Here is a 16,015-nt window from a genome sequence, read left to right on the forward strand (position 1 = left end):
GCGGCGGGGCCGCTGTCGGCCCGGCGGCGGGACCGCTGTCGGCCCGGCGGCGGGGCCGCTGTCGGCGCGGGGCCGGGACGGCGGCCCTGCGTCCCCCGCAGGGGCGGCGGGCTACGACGCGCCGTGGCCGGGGGCGATCTGTTCGACGCGTTCGGCCAGGGCGAAGTCCTTCGCGGTGACCGCGCCGCCCGCGTCATGGGTGTGGACGGACAGGCCCAGGGTGTCGTAGCCGAGGGTGAGGTCCGAGTGGTGGTTCAGCTCGTCCTGGATCCGGGCGATGTGCACGGCCATCGCGGCCGCCGCGAAGTGGCTTCCGAGTCGGTACGAGCGCGTGATCCGGTCGCCTTCCAGGGACCAGCCGGGGAGCTCCCGCAGCCGGTCCTCGATCTCCTTCTGCGACAAGGGCTCGGTGGGCATGGGCGGCATCCCTTCCTGGAACGGGGCGGACTGCGGCGGTGGCAGCCACCATAGGGCGGGCGCAGCCTTGCCGTCTTCAGGCGCTCCCGCGTGCGGCGAGGACCTGTTCGACGGTGTCGGCGTCGGCCGCCGGCTTGTCGGGGCGGTGGCGCAGCACGCGGGCGAAGCGCAGGGTGACGCCCGCCGGGTAGCGCGGGGAGCGCTGGACGCCGTCGTAGGCGATCTCCACGACGAGCTCCGGGCGTACGGTCACGGTGAATCCGTCGTCGTCGAGGGCGAGTTCCCGCAGCCGTTCGGTCTGCCAGCTCAGCATCTCGTCCGTGAGCCCCTTGAACGTCTTGCCGAGCATGACGAAGCCGCCGTCGGCGGCGCGGGCGCCGAGGTGGAGGTTGGACAGCAGCCCGGTGCGTCTGCCGTGCCCCCATTCGGCGGCGAGGATCACCAGATCGAGGGTGTGCACGGGTTTGACCTTCAGCCAGGAGCGGCCGCGGCGGCCGGCGCTGTAGGGGGCGGCCAGCGACTTCACCAGGACGCCTTCATGGCCGCGGCGCAGCGTCTCGGCGAAGAACTCCTCGGCGGCGGCGATCTGCTCCCCGGACACGGGGTCGTCGACGACGGCGCGGCGCACCCGCATCGGCTCGGGGACGAGCCGAGCCAGCACGGTGTGGCGCTCGCCGCCCGGGAGGTCGAGCACGGGCTCGCCCTCCGCGGCGAGCACGTCGAAGAACACCGGCGAGAGCGGCAGCGCGGCATGGGCCGCGACCACGTCGGCGCGGGAGCCCACCCGGGAGGCGACGTCCTGGAATGCCACGGGCCGCCCGGCGGCGTCGAGGGCGATCACCTCGCCGTCCAGGATGAACCGGTCCCCCGCCAGCCCGGCAGCGGCGGCGCGGACGTCCGGCAGCCGTTCGGTGATGTCGTCGAGCGAGCGGGTGTAGATCCGCACCTCGCGGCCGGAGACGTGGACCTGGACGCGGATGCCGTCGAGCTTCTCCTCGACGGCGCAGGCGGCGTCGAGGGTGCGCACGGCGTCGTCGACGGAGGCGGCGGTGTGGGCCAGCATCGGCTGCACCGGGGTGCCCACCCGCAGCCGGAACCGGCCGAGCGCCCCCGGCCCCTCGGCGAGGACGGCCCGGGCGACGCGGGGCAGCGAGCCCTCCAGCATCACGGCTCGCCGCACCTCGTCCGGCGGGGCCCCGGCGGCCCGGGCGACGGCCTCCAGGGCGATGGCGTCCAGGGCGCCCTGGCGCACCTCCCCGGTGAGCAGCCGGTGCAGAAAGCGCTGTTCCTCCTCGGTCGCCGCGCCCATGAGCCGGTCGATCAGCCTTCTGCGCTCGCGCTGCGCGCCGGGTCCGGAGACCCGGGAGAGGGCGTCGAGGGAGGCGTCCACCTCGGTGACGGTCAGCGAGGGAGCGGCGGCGGGCGGGACGGGCTCGCTGAGGGTGCTCCAGCCGACGCCGATGCGGCCCTGCGGCACGCGCCCGGCGAGATACGAGATGACCAGGGGCGCTTCCTCCGGCCCGGCCGCGGCGAACAGCCGGGCCAGCGCGGCGGTCTTCCGCGATCTGGCCGGGGCGGCGGCGACCTCGCGTGAGACCTCGGCGAGGCGGGCGAACAGCATGGGCCCATCCTCGCCCGCGCCGCACCTCCCCGCACGCCGGAGGGCGCCGCCTCGCCGCGCCGTACCGCGTCGACCGCATCGGCGCCCGCGCCGTGTCGACCGTGCCCGCGGACGGCTGGACCCCGTCTCCCCTTGTTCACTCAACTCCCCTACGATGCAGCCGACTTGAGGGAGTCATGACCACCTCAAGGCACCCGCATCCCATCGACGTACAGACAGGGGACCCATGGGGAAGCTCTCGCGCGCCGCCGCGACCGCAGCCGCCGCGACCGGACTGCTCGCGGCCGCGCTCACACCCGCCCAGGCGACCGCCGCGCCCCGCACCGCGCACGCCGGCGAAGCGAGTTACGCCGCATCGACCTGGGTGGGCGTCCACAACGCGTATGAGAAGGACAAGTTCGGATACTTCGCCGACGCCCTCGACTCGGGCGCCGGCATGCTCGAACTCGACGTGTGGACCAATGGGCTGGGCCGTTCATGGCGCGTCTCGCACAGCAACCCCTTCGGCAACGACAACAACTGTGAGAACGCCGCCCACGCGGACCAGTTGCGCACCCGGGCGAGGAACCAGGACCTCGGCGGCTGCCTCGCCGACATGCGGGCCTGGCACGACGCCAACCCCGGCCACCGTCCGATTCTCATCAAGATCGAGATGAAGGACGGCTTCCAGGGGAAGCGCGGGCGCGGCCCCGCCGCGCTCGACGCGCTGCTCACCGCCCGCCTGGGCGACGCCCTCTTCCGGCCGGCCGATCTGGCCGGCGGGCATCCCGACCTGGACACAGCGGTCCGGGCGGACGGCTGGCCGAGCCGCTCGGCGATGGCGGGCAGGTTCGTCGTCGAACTGATCCCCGGAACACTCGAGGAGCGGAACCCCTTCGACTCACTGTGGACCGACCGCGAGTACGCCATGCATCTGCGTTCCCTGAAGGCGGCGGGCCGGCTCGGCGAGGCGGCCGCGTTCCCGGCGGTGCACGGAGCCGCCTCGGGCGATCCGCGCACGCGGTACGCGGACGCCGGGCTGCGGCCCTGGTTCGTCGTCTTCGACGGCGACGCGAACGCATACGCGGGAGGCTCGATCGACACCGCCTGGTACGACCGGAACCGCTATCTGGTCGTCATGACCTCCGCCCACAACGTAGCGCCCGCCATCGACGCCGTCCGCCCGACGGAGGCCGAGGCCCGGGACCGGGTCTCCCTGCTGGCCGGCCGGCACGCCAGCGTCGTCTCCGCCGACTGGTACCCACTGCCGTCCGTGCTGGCCGCCGTGGTGCCGAGAGGCGGGCAGCCGTAGCCGCACCCCCGGCGCAGGGCGCCACAACATGATGATTTAAGCTTCATCTACACAGACCGCCCCGGCCGGTGGCCCCCGTGCCGGCCGGGGCTTCTTCACCGAGTGACGCAGATCACATCACTTACTCATGGGTCGCCTGTAATCGCTCCGCCCTTGGCGGCGTCGTAAGGAGAACAGGGTCCGTTCGCACCCTGTGGACCTGTCTCATGGACGCCCGCAGCCAAAGGAGCGAGTCGATGTCCTCCACCGTCGCGCAGTCGGTCCCGGCCCGGCTCATCAACGATGCCGCCCCGCACACCGGCCCCGCCATTCCGGTGCGGCTGCGGTACACCGCCGAGGACCCTTACGCGATGCGCATGGACTTCCCGGCCGAGGCGTCCCTCGCCGACACCGGCGTGACCTGGGTCTTCGCCCGCAGTCTGCTGGAGTCCGGGCTGAGCAGCCCGTCGGGCGCCGGCGATGTGCACATCTGGCCGTGGGGACCCGCCCAGACCATGGTGGAGCTGCGCTCCCCCGAAGGGGTGGCGCTGCTCCGGTTCGGCACGGCCGCCCTGCGGAGCTTCCTGGTCCGGTCCTACGGCGTCGTGCCGGCCGGCGGCGAGGCGGACGGCATGGACGTGGAGGAGGCACTCGCCCTGCTGCTCGGGGAGACCCACGGCTGATCTGCCCGCCCGCGTCACGCCCCGCCGACGCGGCGTCGTACCGCGGTCGGGACATCGCCATCGCCGAAACCGCTCCCTCCGGCCGGGACACGCCCCCCTGAGCGGGGCCGCTGCTACGCGGGCGCCGTGAGCGACGACTGCCGAGCCGGCGCGAACCCGCCCTGCTCGCCCACTCGTCGGCGTACCCCTGACGCCCCGCGGCGTCAGGGGCCCACTCCCGCGCGGGGCCCGCGCCTCAAGCCCGTCGACGCTTGAGGCGCGGAAGCAGCACCACCAAGCCCCGCCGGCGATTGAGGCGCGGGGGTCCGGGGCGGAGCCCCGCGCGGGGGCCGGGGGCTCCGCCCCCCGGGGAAGGGGATCAGGCCCCGGTCGGGGCCTGCGGCGGGCGGCCGCGGCCGCGGGTCAGGCGGTGGCCCCAGACGCCCGCCAGCGCCGCGACCAGTCCGCCCGCGGCCGTCCAGATCCACCGGTCCGTCCACCATCCGGAGGACCAGCCGCCCTCCGGCGCCGCGGCGTCGTCCCCTTCCGTCCCGGCGCCGGGCACAAGGGGCGCGCCGAGGACGCCGTCCACCGCGTAGGCGCCGCCGCGTTCGGCAGAGGTCGCCTCGATGCGGGCGGTCACCGGCTGCCCGAGGTCCTCCTCGGGCAGCCGGGCGACGGTGAGACGGATGTAGTACGTGCCGGGGAGCGGCTCGTTCGACCAGGTGTCCGCCCAGGAGCGCACGGTGCGCAGGGTGCAGGTCAGCTTGACGGAGGAGGCGTCCTGCGCGGCCGTACGGCTGGGCATGCCGTATTTGCAGGGCTGGTGGCGGCGCAGCCCGTCGTAGACGTCGAGCCGCCAGGTCGCCGCGCCGTGGCGGCTCGCGGCCTCGGGCAGCGTGACCTCGGCCTCGATCACGGGGCGCTGTCCGGCGTCCGCGGGGAAGGACCAGTAGAGGTAGTCGCCCGTGGACCCCTGCGCGGTGGCGGGCCGACCCTGCTCGACCGCCGTCGCGGTACGGAAGGAGGTGCCCGCCTCCGTCGGACCGGCCGCGGGCTCGGCGTCGTCGGCCAAGGCGGGTGTGGCCGTGGTCAGCAGCGCGGCCGCCGCGAGGGACAGTGCCGCCATGCGGGTGAACACGCGCATCAGTGGGTCCTCCAGACGGCGACGCGCCAGCGTGAGATCCAGCCCCAGAGCAGTCCGGTGAGCAGACCGGCCAGGGCGAGGACGGCGAGCGGCCACCAGCCGCGGCCGAGGCCGAAGGCGGCGACGTCGGACGCCTCGTCGGGGCCTTCCACCAGGTCGATCGCCAGCTCGACCGGCAGGCCCGGGGTCTTCTTGACCGCGTCGGGGGCCGAGAAGGAGCTGCTGACTTCCAGGCAGACGGTTTCCGCCGCCGGTTCGCCCGTGCCGTTCGCGTCGTCCTCGTCGTCGAGCGGCGGCTTCGGGTAGCGCAGCCCGGTGGAGATGACGTCGGTGCGGCCGTTGCCCGCCTCCGCGCCGCGTACGATCTCCCGGCCGTGCACGGTCACGGCCCGCAGCAGCACTCCGTAGTCGTCGTCGACGGCGCGGTCCGCCGCGATGCTCACCGAGGCGCGCAGCTCCCGTCCGGGCGGTACGTCCACCCGGTACCAGCGGTGCTCGCCGAACTCCTCGCGGTCGGTGTAGAGGCCGGGGCGGAGCTGCGGCGCGTCCGTGCACTGGGCGGCGCCCTCGGTGGCCACGGGGGTGACCACGGGGTCGGCGGCGCGGTCGACGAGCTGGCTGACCCTGCCGGACAGTTCGTCGGTGTGCCGGACGGAGGTGTAGGTGCCGCCGGTGGCCTCTGCGATGCAGGTGAGCTGGCGGCGGGTCTTGGCGTCGGGGACGAGCCCGAGCGTGTCGATGACGAGATGTATGCCCTTGGCGGCGATGTCCCGGGCGACTTCGCACGGGTCGAGCGGCGCGCAGGTGTCCTCGCCGTCCGTGATGAGCACGATCCGCCGGGTGCCGTCGCCTCCCTCGAGGTCCTCGGCCGCGCCGAGGAGCGCGGGTCCGATCGGCGTCCAGCCGGTGGGGGCGAGCGTGCCGACGGCGGTCTTCGCCTCGGTGCGGTCCAGCGGTCCGACCGGGTAGAGCTGCCGGGTGTCCTTGCAGCCGAGCTTGCGGTCCTCGCCCGGGTAGTTCGCGCCGAGCGTGCGGATGCCGAGCCGCACCTCTTCGGGTACGGCGTCGAGCACCTCGTTGAAGGCCTGCTTCGCGGCGGCCATCCGGCTCTGTCCGTCGATGTCGCGGGTGCGCATGGAGCCGCTGACGTCGAGGACGAGGTCGACCTTCGGAGCTGGTCCGGAGGAGGGTTCGGCATCGGCGGCGTCGGCGGCCGCGCCGGAGGGGAAGAGCCCGACGGCGAGGGTGGCGAGCAGCCCGCACACCCCGGCCGCAAGCCGTTTTCTTGTGATCATCCGCGGATCGTATTGACGATCGCGCGTCGGTCCAAAACCCGGTGTCACATCCCTCGCGGAACCGGGTCAGTTGACCGCTGTCGTCTCCAGTACGCGGTCCGCCGCGGCGGAGGCCGGCTCCGCGGGGGCCGGCTCCGCGGGCAGCGGCTTCGCGGGCAGCGGCCTGAACTCCCGTACGGCGTCGAGCGGAACGAGCGAGGACCGCGGCACCCGCTGAGCGGCCTTCACGCGTCTGCTGAACCAGATCACCTTGCCGGTCGCGGTGGCGCATGTCCCCCAGCTGTCGCTGAGGGCGGCGACCGTGGCCAGCCCGCCCCTCGCCGGGTGCGGACTGGTCAGCTTGGGCATCCGGCGATCGGTGTCCGCGACGGAGGCGATCACATGGCGGCCGGTCCAGCGGAGTTCCACGACGCAGCTCTTGTCGCCGGTCACATGCCGCACGACGTTGCCGACGAGTTCGTCGACGGCGCGGCAGACCGGCGCGATGTGCGCGTCGAGACTCCAGTATCGGAGATGCGCCGCGAGAATGCGCCGGATCTGGGGGATCCGCTCGATGGATGCCTGCACGTCCAAGGTGTAGCGGCAGGCGGACTGGTGGTCCATGACCAGCTCCTCACCGCGACCTGCCACCCGTTCGGCTCTGAGCCCCGAGTGCGAAGAGTGAGCGTGTGTCGCTTATGGGTCATTAACAGGGTGACGTCACACCGTCGCCCGCGCAACACAGAGCGTTCGCGCGGGAGCGGACGCGGCGGCGGAGCGGCGCGCTCGCCGCGACGGGCTTATGGTGACGTCGGCGCGGGAGCCGAGGGCTCGGCGGCGCCGGCGTCGTCCGTGCCCGCGGCGGGTATCCGCGGTCCACGCCCCGGCCCGCGGCCCTCCGCCAGCCAGCGGCGCAGCACCCGGTGCAGCTGCTCCGCGCCGACCAGCTCCGCGCCGTCCGCCACCGGCGCGGACAGCTCCGCCGGGGACAGCAGGAACGCATGGGACTGCTCCCCGCCCAGACCGCCGTGCGAGCCGATCTGCGGCTCGAAGGCGTGCACCGTGCCGGCAACCGGGTCGTACATCGAGTTGACCATGATGTCGGCGACATGCGGGAAGCCGTCGGTGCGGCGTACGGCGGCGGCCGATCCGCGCCCGAAACCCGTCAGGGGCGGTACATCGTCGGCGAGTTCGGCCAGCGGTGTGGCCGTGCCGTCCCGCCCCAGCGCCACCGAGCCGTGCTTCTCGCTGCGCACCAGCAGGAACCCGATGCCCGGATGGTTGGCCAGGGTCCGCAGCAGCGCGGGGTGGCGGCGGTCGATCTGCTCGCGGCTGAGCCGCTCATCGGTGTCGGGGAAGGAGATCAGCGCCAGATTCCCGGAGGCGAGCACGATGGGCTCCGAGCCGGTGGGGGGCTCCTGCTCCGCACCCTCGTCGACCGTGCGGTGCAGAGCGCTGCGCAGGGCGTCCCGGGCAGCGTCACGCGCCTCCGCGCCGCTCTTGGAGCGTTCGGCGCGCCGGGACACCGGCAGTCCGCAGCCGGCCCGTACGAGATCCTTCAGCGTCAGCCCGTACGCGGCTTCGAAGGTCTCGCCGGGACTCTGGCCGTGGTCGGACAGCACCACGATCCGGTAGCGGCGGGGCGCGTGTTCGGCGACCTTGGCGATCAGCGCGAGCGACCGGTCGAGGCGCTCAAGCACCGTCGAGGCGTCCTTGCTGTGCGGCCCGGAGTGGTGGGCCACCTCGTCATAGGCGACGAGGTCGGCGTAGACGGCGCTGCGCCCGGCGAGCATGTCGCCCATCACCGCGGCGACCACCACGTCGCGTTCGACGACGGTGGCGAAGGCCCGGATGAAGGGGTAGAGCCCGCCGCGGCCGACCCTGGGCCGGTCGCCGCGCATCCGGGACCGGGTCGACTGGCCGATCTCGCGGAGCACTTCGGCGACAAAGGACACCGCGGTGCGGACCGCGTTGGCGGGGTCGGAGAAGTAGGCGAAGTAGCCTGCGCGGGAGCGGTTCGCCCGGCCGCGGCGCGCCGCCACGGAGAGCACCAGGGCGAGCTGGTCGGCGCCGCCGCTGAACAGGTTGCCGCGGCTGGCCCCGTCGGAGGCGAGCAGCCCGGCGTCGCCTGTGCGTTCGACGGCGCGGCGCTGGAGTTCGCCCGCGCTGGCGGGCCGGTTGCTCACCATCAGCCGGCCGCGGTCCTTCTCGTACCAGCGGAAGGCGGGCACATCGTAGGTGGTGCCGTGCAGTATGCCGAGCTGGCTGGCGCCGGTCTGGGAGGACCAGTCCGTGTGCCAGGGGGTGAGCCGGTGCGTGGTGTCCAGCCACTCGGCGACGGTCGGCATCACGCCGTCGGCCGCGGCGCGCCGCAGCACCTCGCAGCCGACGCCGTCGAGCTGGACGAAGACCGTGCCGGGCGGCTGCTCCTCGCCGTCGCCTTCCGCGCCGCTCGGGCCGCGCCGCCGGTCGCGGCGGTGGGCGAGCCGGTAGAGCCTGCGGCGGTAGGCGTCGTCGTCGCGCACGGCCAGGGCGGTGGAGGTGGCGGAGGCCACGGCGGACATCACGGCCGCGACGACGACCGCCGTCTCCGGGTCGGCGGCCCCGCGCCCGTCCGGGATCAGCCAGAGGGCGATCAGCAGCAGGGATCCGTTGAGGAAGAAGACGAGCATGCCCAGGACCAGGGCGGGCACCAGCAGCAGCGCGCGTACGACGACCGGCCACACCAGCGCGGTGAGCAGACCGAAAGCGCCCGCGCCCCAGGCGGCGGTGACGGCGGTCCGGGTGATGCTGTCGCCGTCGGGTGATTGGAGTTCGAAGTCGGGGAGCAGCCCGGCGAGCGCCAGCATGGTGACCGTGGACGCCGCCCACACCAGGGTCACGCGCAGCAGGGCCCTGCCCGCCGTCCGCCATCGCCCCGTGCCGCCCACGCCGCCGTCACCCCGCCTCTCGCCGCGCGCTCCTGGCTCCGTACTCCGCCAGCCGCTCTCCAGCCTGGCACAGCGGAGGCCGTGATCCGGTGGAGCGGTGTGAGGGGCGGCCGACATCGCGTTCGCATGGTCGGGCCTACCGCGGACGTCCGCCGCCGGCGGACGTAGGGAGAGGCCGCCGCGCGCCGACGCCGTGGGTCGGCAGCCGTCGTAGCCGGCCATCGGCCCCTCTGGTCCCGGGGCGGCGGGTGGTCCCGGGGCGGCGGGCGGATGCGTCCCGTCCGCCTCGGCGCCGGCCGGGGCCGTAGCCGGACGGACGGGCGCTCGGCAGTCCGCGGGAAGCACGGGACGGCGCGACAGGGCAAGGCCCGTCGGCCGCGCCGCTAGTCTCGTAGGAAAGGGCGCCGGGACGGGGTCCGGAGACGGCGTCCGCCGCGGACGGCGCTCGGCACAACGGCGAGGAGGCGTGCTCGTGCCGGTGGAGATCACCTGGTGGGGCCATGCCACCTGCACCATCGAGGACTCCGGGGTCCGGCTGCTGACGGACCCGCTGTTCGTGTGGCGGCTGGCGCATCTGCGCAGACGGCGCGGGGCGCTGCCTCCGCCGCGGGCGGCCGCGGCGGAGGCGGTGCTGGTGTCCCATCTGCACGCCGACCATCTGCATCTGCCGTCGCTCGCCCGGCTCGCCCCGGGCACCGCGCTGATCGTTCCGCGCGGGGCCTGCCGTGCCGTGCCCGGTCTGCGGCGGCTCGTGGAAGGCGCCGGGTTGCGGATCACGGAGGTGGCTCCGGGGGATGAGGTGACGGTGGACGGGGGTGTACGGGTGCGTGCCGTGCCCGCGCTGCACGACGGGCGGCGGCTGCCGGTGGGGCCGCGCCGCTCGCCGGCGCTCGGCTATGTCGTCGACGGGGAGGCGCGGACCTACTTCGCGGGCGACACCGGGCTCTTCGACACGATGGCCAAGGAGGTGGGCCCGGTGGACGTGGCGCTGCTGCCGGTGGGCGGCTGGGGGCCTTACCTGGGCCACGGCCATCTGGACGCGGCCCGCGCGGCGCAGGCGCTGGCGGCGCTGGGGCCGAGCGCCGCGGTGCCGGTGCACTACGGCACGTACTGGCCGATCGGGATGGACGGCGTCCGGCCGCACGAGTTCCACGCTCCGGGTGTGGAGTTCGTACGCAAGGCGGCGCTGCTGGCGCCGGATGTGACCGTCCACCGGCTCGGGCATGGCGAGGGGTTCCGGCCGGGGGCCGTCCGGTGAGCCCGTCGCGCTTCTCCGATCTGGCCCGGGGCGTGTCCCGGAGCGTGTCCGAGGGGTTCGGTCAGCTGTCGGAGTCGGTGACGCGGCTGCCTCCGGAGTCGACTCAGCAGGCGGTCGGCTATCCCTCTCTGTTTCTGCTGGTGGCGCTGGGTTCGCTGGTGCCGGTGGTGCCGACGGGGGCGGTGGTGAGTTCGGCGGCGGTGGTGGCGTTCCATCAGACGTCCCCGCTGGCGCTGCTGTTCGTGTTCCTGGTGGCGGCTTTCGCGGCGTTCCTCGGCGATGTGGCGCTCTACTGGCTCGGCGGGCGGGGCGTCCGCTCGAGGAACGGCTCGCGTTGGCTGGCCGCGCTGCGGGGTCGGGCCGCCCCCGACCGCCTGGAGCAGGCGCAGTGGAAGCTGCGGGAGCACGGGGTGACGGTGCTGGTGCTCTCCCGGCTGGTGCCCGCGGGGCGGATTCCGGTGATGCTGGCGTGTCTGCTCGCCCGAATGCCGCTGCGGACGTTCGTGCGGGGCGACGTGCCGGCTTGTCTGGCGTGGGCTGCGACGTATCAGCTCATCGGGATTCTGGGCGGCTCCCTCTTCGACGAGGCGTGGCAGGGCGTGCTGGCGGCGGTCACGCTTGCGCTGCTGGTCAGCGTGGCGCCGACGCTGTGGCGGCGGCTGCGTGGAGCGGGCGGCGACGGAGGCGACGGCCCGGACGGCGGCCCTGAGGACCCCCGCCCGCGCAGCCTCCAGCCGGACGGCCCGCAACCCGGCGACTGACGCCGGGCCGCGCCCCTGCAGGTCCGGGGCGAGATCCGGCCCCCCGTACGCCTTCGGCCGTGCCCTGCCCTGCCCTGCCGGACCGTGCCGGGCCGCGCCCCCGCAGATCCGGGGCGAGGTCCCGGCCCCCCGTACGCCTTCGGCCGTGCCCTGCCGTGCCGGGCCGTGCCACTACGGCAGCGTGCGCGAGCCTCCCACCGGCAGGTCCCACAGCTCGTCGCGCGGGCGGCCCGTACGGGACCAGGCGGCGCGGACGCGGGTGAGGGGTTCGAGCACCGGCTCGGCGGAGAGCACGAAGGTCGCCCAGTGCATGGGCGCCATGTGTCGCGCCCCGAGGACCTCGAAGGCGCGCACCGCCTCCTCCGGGTCGGTGTGCACATCGCCGAGCCACCAGCGCGGCTCATACGCGCCGATCGGCAGCAGCGCCACATCGAGTCCGGGGTGGCGGCGTCCGATCTCCTTGAACCAGTGGCCGTAGCCGGTGTCGCCCGCGAAGTACACGGAGCGGCCCGAGGAGGCTGTGAGCACCCAGCCGCCCCACAGGGAGCGGCAGGTGTCGGTGAGGGTCCGCTTGGACCAGTGGTGGGCCGGCACGAAGTCGAAGCGCACGCCGCGCCCGCCGGGCGCGGGCAGCTCGGCCCCCTCCCACCAGTCGAGTTCCGTCACCCGGGTGTAGCGGCGGCGCCGGAACCAGCGGCCCAGACCTGCGGGGACGAACACCGGCGTGCCGTGCGGGAGCCGCCGCAGCGTGGGCGCGTCCAGGTGGTCGAAGTGGTTGTGGCTGATGACGACGGCGTCGACGCGCGGCAGATCCTCCCAGGGCACCCCGACGGGCGTGAGCCGGGCCGGGGTGCCGAGGATGCGGCGCGACCAGACGGGGTCGGTCAGAACGGTCAGCCCGCCGATCGACAGCACCCAGCTGGCGTGCCCCGCCCAGGTGACGGCGAGACCGGAGGGGTCCGCAGCCGGCAGCGGACCGGGGGCGAAGGGCAGCAGCGGGGTGTCGCGCAGCCCCTCCGCTCCGGGACGCACGGCGCCCTCCCTGGCCAGGCGCGCAAGCGCCCGCACACCGGGCAGCGGCGCGGTCAGCCGGTCGGCGAAGGAACGGGGCCAGCGGCGCAGCTCGTACAGCGGGCGGGTGCGGGAGCGGGGCGGCGGCGCATCGCCCGGTCCCCCGGGCCGCTCCGGCCGCGGCCGATGCGGGGGTTCCGTACGCTCCGCGTGGTCCGTCATCGCGGCTCCGTTCAACGCCGTTCACGCGGCGCCGGTCATCCGGCGCGGTGTCGTCGGGTCAGCTCGTCGCTCAGCTCGTCGAAGACCGATGCGAGAATCCTCAACGCGTCTGCGACGTGCGGCAATTCCAGTGGCGCCGGAGTGGTGAGGGATTCACACCGCTGGTCGTGACTGACTCCCAGCAGCGGCCCCGTGGCCAGCCGCACGCGCAGGGCGCCCAGTTCGTCCCCGAACCGGTGCCCGCCCGGCGCCGGCGTGCCGAGCCGCCGCGTCAGATACTCCTCGAGCTCCATGGAGTCGGTGACGCCCCGCTCCGCCAGCGGGGCGCGCAGCGGGCCAAGGTCGGCGTAGAGATGGCGGCCGGCCTGCGGCGGGCGGGCGAGCGCGCCGGAGCCGAGCACGGCGCGGTGCACGGCGGCGGCGATCCGGGCGTGCAGCGCGGCGGCGCGTACGGCCCTCTCGGCGACCGGCGGCGGTTCCCCGAGGGCGTACGCGGCAGCGGCCGCGACCGGGCCCGCCGCCTCCGCCCCCAGCGCGGTGAGGATGTCGAGGGTTCTGGCGCGGCGCGCGGCCGCCCGCCCGGTGTGCGGGAACCGGGCGACGGCGACCGGCCAGGCCGCCGGGGCGAGCGCCCCGGCGAGGTCGCTGATGACGGTGACCTCCTCCGGCCACATCTCGGCGGGGCTGAACAGCACGGTGTCGTGCGGACGGTGGAGGGTGTCCCGCCAGGTCTCGTCGCTGATGATGTGCAGGCCCTCGCCGACGGCCGCTTCACATGCCTCCCGGACGGTCTCCGGCGGAGCGACGGTGGCGGTCGGGTCGTCGGCGACGGAGAGCAGCAGCAGGCGCGGCGAGCCTCCCTCGGCGCGCACCCGCCGCACGGTCTCCAGCAGGGCGTACGGGTCGGGGACGCCGCCGCACTCTGCCGGGGTGGGCACATGGTAGGCGGGTCTGCCAAGGAGCCGCGCCTGCGGGGTCCACCAGGCGGGGCAGGGCCGGGGCATCAGCACATCGCCGCCGTAGGCGGCGATCAGCGCGAACAGCAGCGGCTGGGCGCCGGGAGCCGCTGCCACCTCCTCGGGCCGGGTGCGCAGTCCTCGCCGCTGCCAGTAGGCGCAGGCGGCCTCCCGCAGCCGCGGGCCGCCGCCGGGCGGCTCGGCCGGCTGCCCGGCCGAGGCGGCGAGCACGGCGGCGAGTTCGGGGAGGACGGGCAGCCCGGTCTCGGGCGCGGAGGGTCCGTAGCGGACGGGCCCCCGGCCTTCCGGAGCCGTGTGCCGCATGCCGTCACCTCCGCCGCGCCTGGGCCGCCGCGGCTGGCCGTCGTGCCCCGGCTGTCACACCCGTCTCGCCGTACCTGCGCCGCCGTACGTCTGCCCCGTCCATGAGCCCTTTATACGAAGGTTCGCACCATCCCGCCGGGCGGGCCGGGCCGCAGGGCCGTGTGGGCGTACCGGCGGTTCTCCCCCGTGGCCCGCCCCGTCCGCCGGGGTACACGCGCGGTATGTCCGACCGCCCTGCCGCTCCCCGCACGCCGAGGCTCGCGCCCTCCGGGCCTCAGCCCGGAGCCACACCGAGGCCGCCCGGAACACCCAGGCGGCTCGGATTCCTCGGGCTCCTCAGGCCGCCCGGGCTCCTTGTGCGGCTCAGGCAGCTCAGGCACCCCGGCGACCACAGGCGGCTCGGGCCACTCAGGCAGCTCGGGTGCCGCGGGCAGCCTAAGCGGCTCCAGCCGCTCAGGCGGCTCAGGCAGCTCAGGCGGCTCAGGCAGCTCAGGCGGCTCAGGCAGCTCGGGCCGCTCAGGCACCCCGGCGGCCACAGGCGGCTCGGGCCACTCACGCCACTCAGGCAGCTCGGGTGCCGCGGGCGGCGCAAACGGCTCGGGCCACTCAAGCAGCTCGTGCCGCTCAGGCCCTCGCGGCCGTGGGCACCAGTCACCCGGATCCCCGCGGTGCTCGGCGGCTGGGACCGGCGGCTCCTGCACGCGGTGGCCGACCGCGAATGGCCGGGCGCCGAGCGGGCGCTTCCCCTCCTGAGCCGCAGCGCGAACCACGGGCTGCTGTGGTTCGGCACGGCCGCCGCCATGGCACTGCTGGATCGCAGGCCACGCACCCGCAGGGCCGCCGCGCGGGGCGTGGTGTCCCTGGCCCTGGCCTCCGCCGCCATCAACACGGTGGGCAAGCGGTCGGTGGGCCGGGCGCGGCCCGTGCTGGACGCGATCCCCGTGATACGGCGGCTGAAGCGGCAGCCCTTCACCACCTCGTTCCCCTCGGGCCACTCGGCTTCGGCCGCCGCCTTCGCGACCGGGGTGGCTCTGGAGTCCCGGGGCTGGGGCGCTGCGGTGGCTCCGGTGGCGGTCGCGGTGGCGGCGTCGCGGGTCTACACGGGCGCGCACTATCCGGGCGATGTGCTGGCAGGCGCGGCACTGGGGGTGGGCGCGGCCTGGGCGGTCCGGGGCGTGACCGGACCCGGGCCGCATCCGTCCGCCGCCGCCCCGCCGGCGGCGGACGCGCCGGCACTGCCCGGCGGTGCGGGCCTGGTGGTCGTGGTGAACGAGGGGGCCGGTTCGGCCGGTTCCGCGGCGGCGGTGCGCGAGGCGCTGCCGCACGCCGAGTATGTCCGGTGCGCGCCCCGCGCCCTGCGGCGCGAGTTGGAAGGTGCCGCGGCCCGGTGCCGGGCCCTGGGGATCCTGGGCGGTGACGGCACGGTCGGCGTGGCTGCGGCCGCGGCCGTGGCGTACGGCGTGCCGCTGGCCGTCTTCCCCGGCGGCACGCTCAACCACTTCGCGCAGGACCTGGGCGTCGAGTCGCCGCTCGACGTGTGCCGGGCCGTGGAGCGCGGCACGGCGGTCCGGGTGGATCTGGGCCGGTTCACTCCGGGGCCGGGCGGCGCCGCGGAGCCCGGCTGGTTCGTCAACACCCTCAGCCTCGGCGTCTACCCGGAGCTGGTCCGACTCCGTGAGCGGTGGTCGCACCGGATCGGCGGCTGGCCGGCCGGGGTGCTGGCGGCGGCCGCGGTGCTGAGGGGCGAACACCCGCTCCGGGCGCGGGTGCAGGGCCGGGACCGTGCCATGTGGCTGCTGTTCGCGGGCAACTGCGCATACGGGCAGTCGGGCCCTTCACCGGGCCGCAGGAGCGACCTGGCGGACGGCCTGCTGGATGTGCGGGTGGTGCACGGCGGCTGGCTGCCGGGGCTGCGGCTGCTGGCCGCGGCGCTCGCCGGACCGCTCGGCCGCTCGCCGGTGCACGCGGCCCGGCGGCTGAGCACCCTGCGGATCTCCGGGATCGGACCGGGGACGCCGTTGGCCTACGACGGTGAACTGGCAAAGGCCCCGCAGGAGCTGACGGTGGACAAGGTCGTGCGGGCACTGACCGTCTACCGGCCGCTCCCCACCGCCGGAGTATCCACATAACGAGACACGCATCTCGCATTCTGGCCAATGGGC

13 protein-coding genes are annotated in these 16,015 nt (G+C 75.0%); 5 read left to right on the forward strand and 8 right to left on the reverse strand.

All coding sequences use genetic code 11. The annotated features are described in order from the left end of the window. Positions 1-111: 111 nt before the first annotated feature. Complete coding sequence (locus QCN29_RS25040; protein ID WP_279930960.1) at positions 112-417, reverse strand: 4a-hydroxytetrahydrobiopterin dehydratase; 306 nt, start codon at positions 415-417, stop codon at positions 112-114. A 76-nt stretch (positions 418-493) separates the two neighbouring features. Continuing rightward, positions 494-2,038, reverse strand: a complete 1,545-nt coding sequence (locus QCN29_RS25045) for an ATP-dependent DNA ligase (protein WP_279930961.1) — start codon at positions 2,036-2,038, stop codon at positions 494-496. Between the two features lie 226 nt (positions 2,039-2,264). Between QCN29_RS25045 and QCN29_RS25050 the strand changes: the two genes are divergently transcribed. Both QCN29_RS25050 and QCN29_RS25055 read left to right on the forward strand, forming a co-directional pair. Then, positions 2,265-3,329, forward strand: a complete 1,065-nt coding sequence (locus tag QCN29_RS25050; protein ID WP_279930962.1) for a phosphatidylinositol-specific phospholipase C domain-containing protein — start codon at positions 2,265-2,267, stop codon at positions 3,327-3,329. A 236-nt stretch (positions 3,330-3,565) separates the two neighbouring features. After that, a complete protein-coding gene (locus QCN29_RS25055) occupies positions 3,566-3,991 on the forward strand; it encodes an SsgA family sporulation/cell division regulator (RefSeq protein ID WP_240135170.1) in 426 nt (141 codons plus the stop codon). Positions 3,992-4,349: 358 nt separating this feature from the next. Here the strand turns inward: QCN29_RS25055 and QCN29_RS25060 are convergent, their stop codons facing one another. From QCN29_RS25060 to QCN29_RS25075, 4 genes are all read right to left on the reverse strand, one after another. Further along, complete coding sequence (locus QCN29_RS25060; RefSeq protein WP_279930963.1) at positions 4,350-5,117, reverse strand: hypothetical protein; 768 nt, start codon at positions 5,115-5,117, stop codon at positions 4,350-4,352. Beyond that, on the reverse strand, positions 5,117-6,412 hold the full coding sequence (locus QCN29_RS25065) for a VWA domain-containing protein (protein WP_279930964.1): 1,296 nt from the start codon (positions 6,410-6,412) through the stop codon (positions 5,117-5,119). The genes QCN29_RS25060 and QCN29_RS25065 overlap by 1 nt, the downstream gene beginning before the upstream one ends. 66 nt (positions 6,413-6,478) lie before the next feature. Then, positions 6,479-7,015: an ATP-binding protein gene (locus QCN29_RS25070; protein WP_279930965.1), complete on the reverse strand. Its 537-nt coding sequence runs from the start codon at positions 7,013-7,015 to the stop codon at positions 6,479-6,481. Between the two features lie 176 nt (positions 7,016-7,191). Beyond that, positions 7,192-9,240: a phage holin family protein gene (locus QCN29_RS25075; protein ID WP_398859928.1), complete on the reverse strand. Its 2,049-nt coding sequence runs from the start codon at positions 9,238-9,240 to the stop codon at positions 7,192-7,194. Between the two features lie 553 nt (positions 9,241-9,793). Here QCN29_RS25075 and QCN29_RS25080 point away from each other — a divergent pair. Together QCN29_RS25080 and QCN29_RS25085 are read left to right on the forward strand one after the other, a co-directional pair. Next, on the forward strand, positions 9,794-10,579 hold the full coding sequence (locus QCN29_RS25080; protein ID WP_279930968.1) for an MBL fold metallo-hydrolase: 786 nt from the start codon (positions 9,794-9,796) through the stop codon (positions 10,577-10,579). Positions 10,580-10,656: 77 nt separating this feature from the next. Then, a complete protein-coding gene (locus tag QCN29_RS25085) occupies positions 10,657-11,340 on the forward strand; it encodes a DedA family protein (protein ID WP_279931032.1) in 684 nt (227 codons plus the stop codon). A gap of 171 nt (positions 11,341-11,511) precedes the next feature. On the opposite strand, the gene QCN29_RS25090 is transcribed toward QCN29_RS25085, so the two are convergent. Together QCN29_RS25090 and QCN29_RS25095 are read right to left on the reverse strand one after the other, a co-directional pair. Next, positions 11,512-12,573, reverse strand: a complete 1,062-nt coding sequence (locus QCN29_RS25090; protein WP_279930970.1) for an MBL fold metallo-hydrolase — start codon at positions 12,571-12,573, stop codon at positions 11,512-11,514. A gap of 35 nt (positions 12,574-12,608) precedes the next feature. Beyond that, positions 12,609-13,853: an aminotransferase class I/II-fold pyridoxal phosphate-dependent enzyme gene (locus QCN29_RS25095; RefSeq protein ID WP_279930972.1), complete on the reverse strand. Its 1,245-nt coding sequence runs from the start codon at positions 13,851-13,853 to the stop codon at positions 12,609-12,611. 617 nt (positions 13,854-14,470) lie between these two features. Here QCN29_RS25095 and QCN29_RS25100 point away from each other — a divergent pair. Then, positions 14,471-15,982 (forward strand): bifunctional phosphatase PAP2/diacylglycerol kinase family protein, encoded by a 1,512-nt coding sequence (locus QCN29_RS25100; protein ID WP_398859906.1) that lies wholly within the window; start codon positions 14,471-14,473, stop codon positions 15,980-15,982. Positions 15,983-16,015 lie beyond the last annotated feature (33 nt).

The sequence above is a fragment of the Streptomyces chengmaiensis genome (genome assembly GCF_029846775.1).
Classification (GTDB): Bacteria; Actinomycetota; Actinomycetes; order Streptomycetales; family Streptomycetaceae; genus Streptomyces; species Streptomyces chengmaiensis.

Excerpts from the sequence above, each read along its gene's own strand:
- QCN29_RS25070 (WP_279930965.1), bottom strand. The coding sequence starts at position 7,015 with ATGGACCACCAGTCCGCCTGCCGCTACACCTTGGACGTGCAGGCATCC.
- QCN29_RS25045 (WP_279930961.1), bottom strand. The coding sequence starts at position 2,038 with ATGCTGTTCGCCCGCCTCGCCGAGGTCTCACGCGAGGTCGCCGCCGCC.
- QCN29_RS25060 (WP_279930963.1), bottom strand. The coding sequence starts at position 5,117 with ATGCGCGTGTTCACCCGCATGGCGGCACTGTCCCTCGCGGCGGCCGCG.
- QCN29_RS25090 (WP_279930970.1), bottom strand. The coding sequence starts at position 12,573 with ATGACGGACCACGCGGAGCGTACGGAACCCCCGCATCGGCCGCGGCCG.
- QCN29_RS25040 (WP_279930960.1), bottom strand. The coding sequence starts at position 417 with ATGCCCACCGAGCCCTTGTCGCAGAAGGAGATCGAGGACCGGCTGCGG.
- QCN29_RS25055 (WP_240135170.1), top strand. The coding sequence starts at position 3,566 with ATGTCCTCCACCGTCGCGCAGTCGGTCCCGGCCCGGCTCATCAACGAT.
- QCN29_RS25075 (WP_398859928.1), bottom strand. The coding sequence starts at position 9,240 with ATGCTGGCGCTCGCCGGGCTGCTCCCCGACTTCGAACTCCAATCACCC.
- QCN29_RS25065 (WP_279930964.1), bottom strand. The coding sequence starts at position 6,412 with ATGATCACAAGAAAACGGCTTGCGGCCGGGGTGTGCGGGCTGCTCGCC.
- QCN29_RS25095 (WP_279930972.1), bottom strand. The coding sequence starts at position 13,853 with ATGCGGCACACGGCTCCGGAAGGCCGGGGGCCCGTCCGCTACGGACCC.
- QCN29_RS25050 (WP_279930962.1), top strand. The coding sequence starts at position 2,265 with ATGGGGAAGCTCTCGCGCGCCGCCGCGACCGCAGCCGCCGCGACCGGA.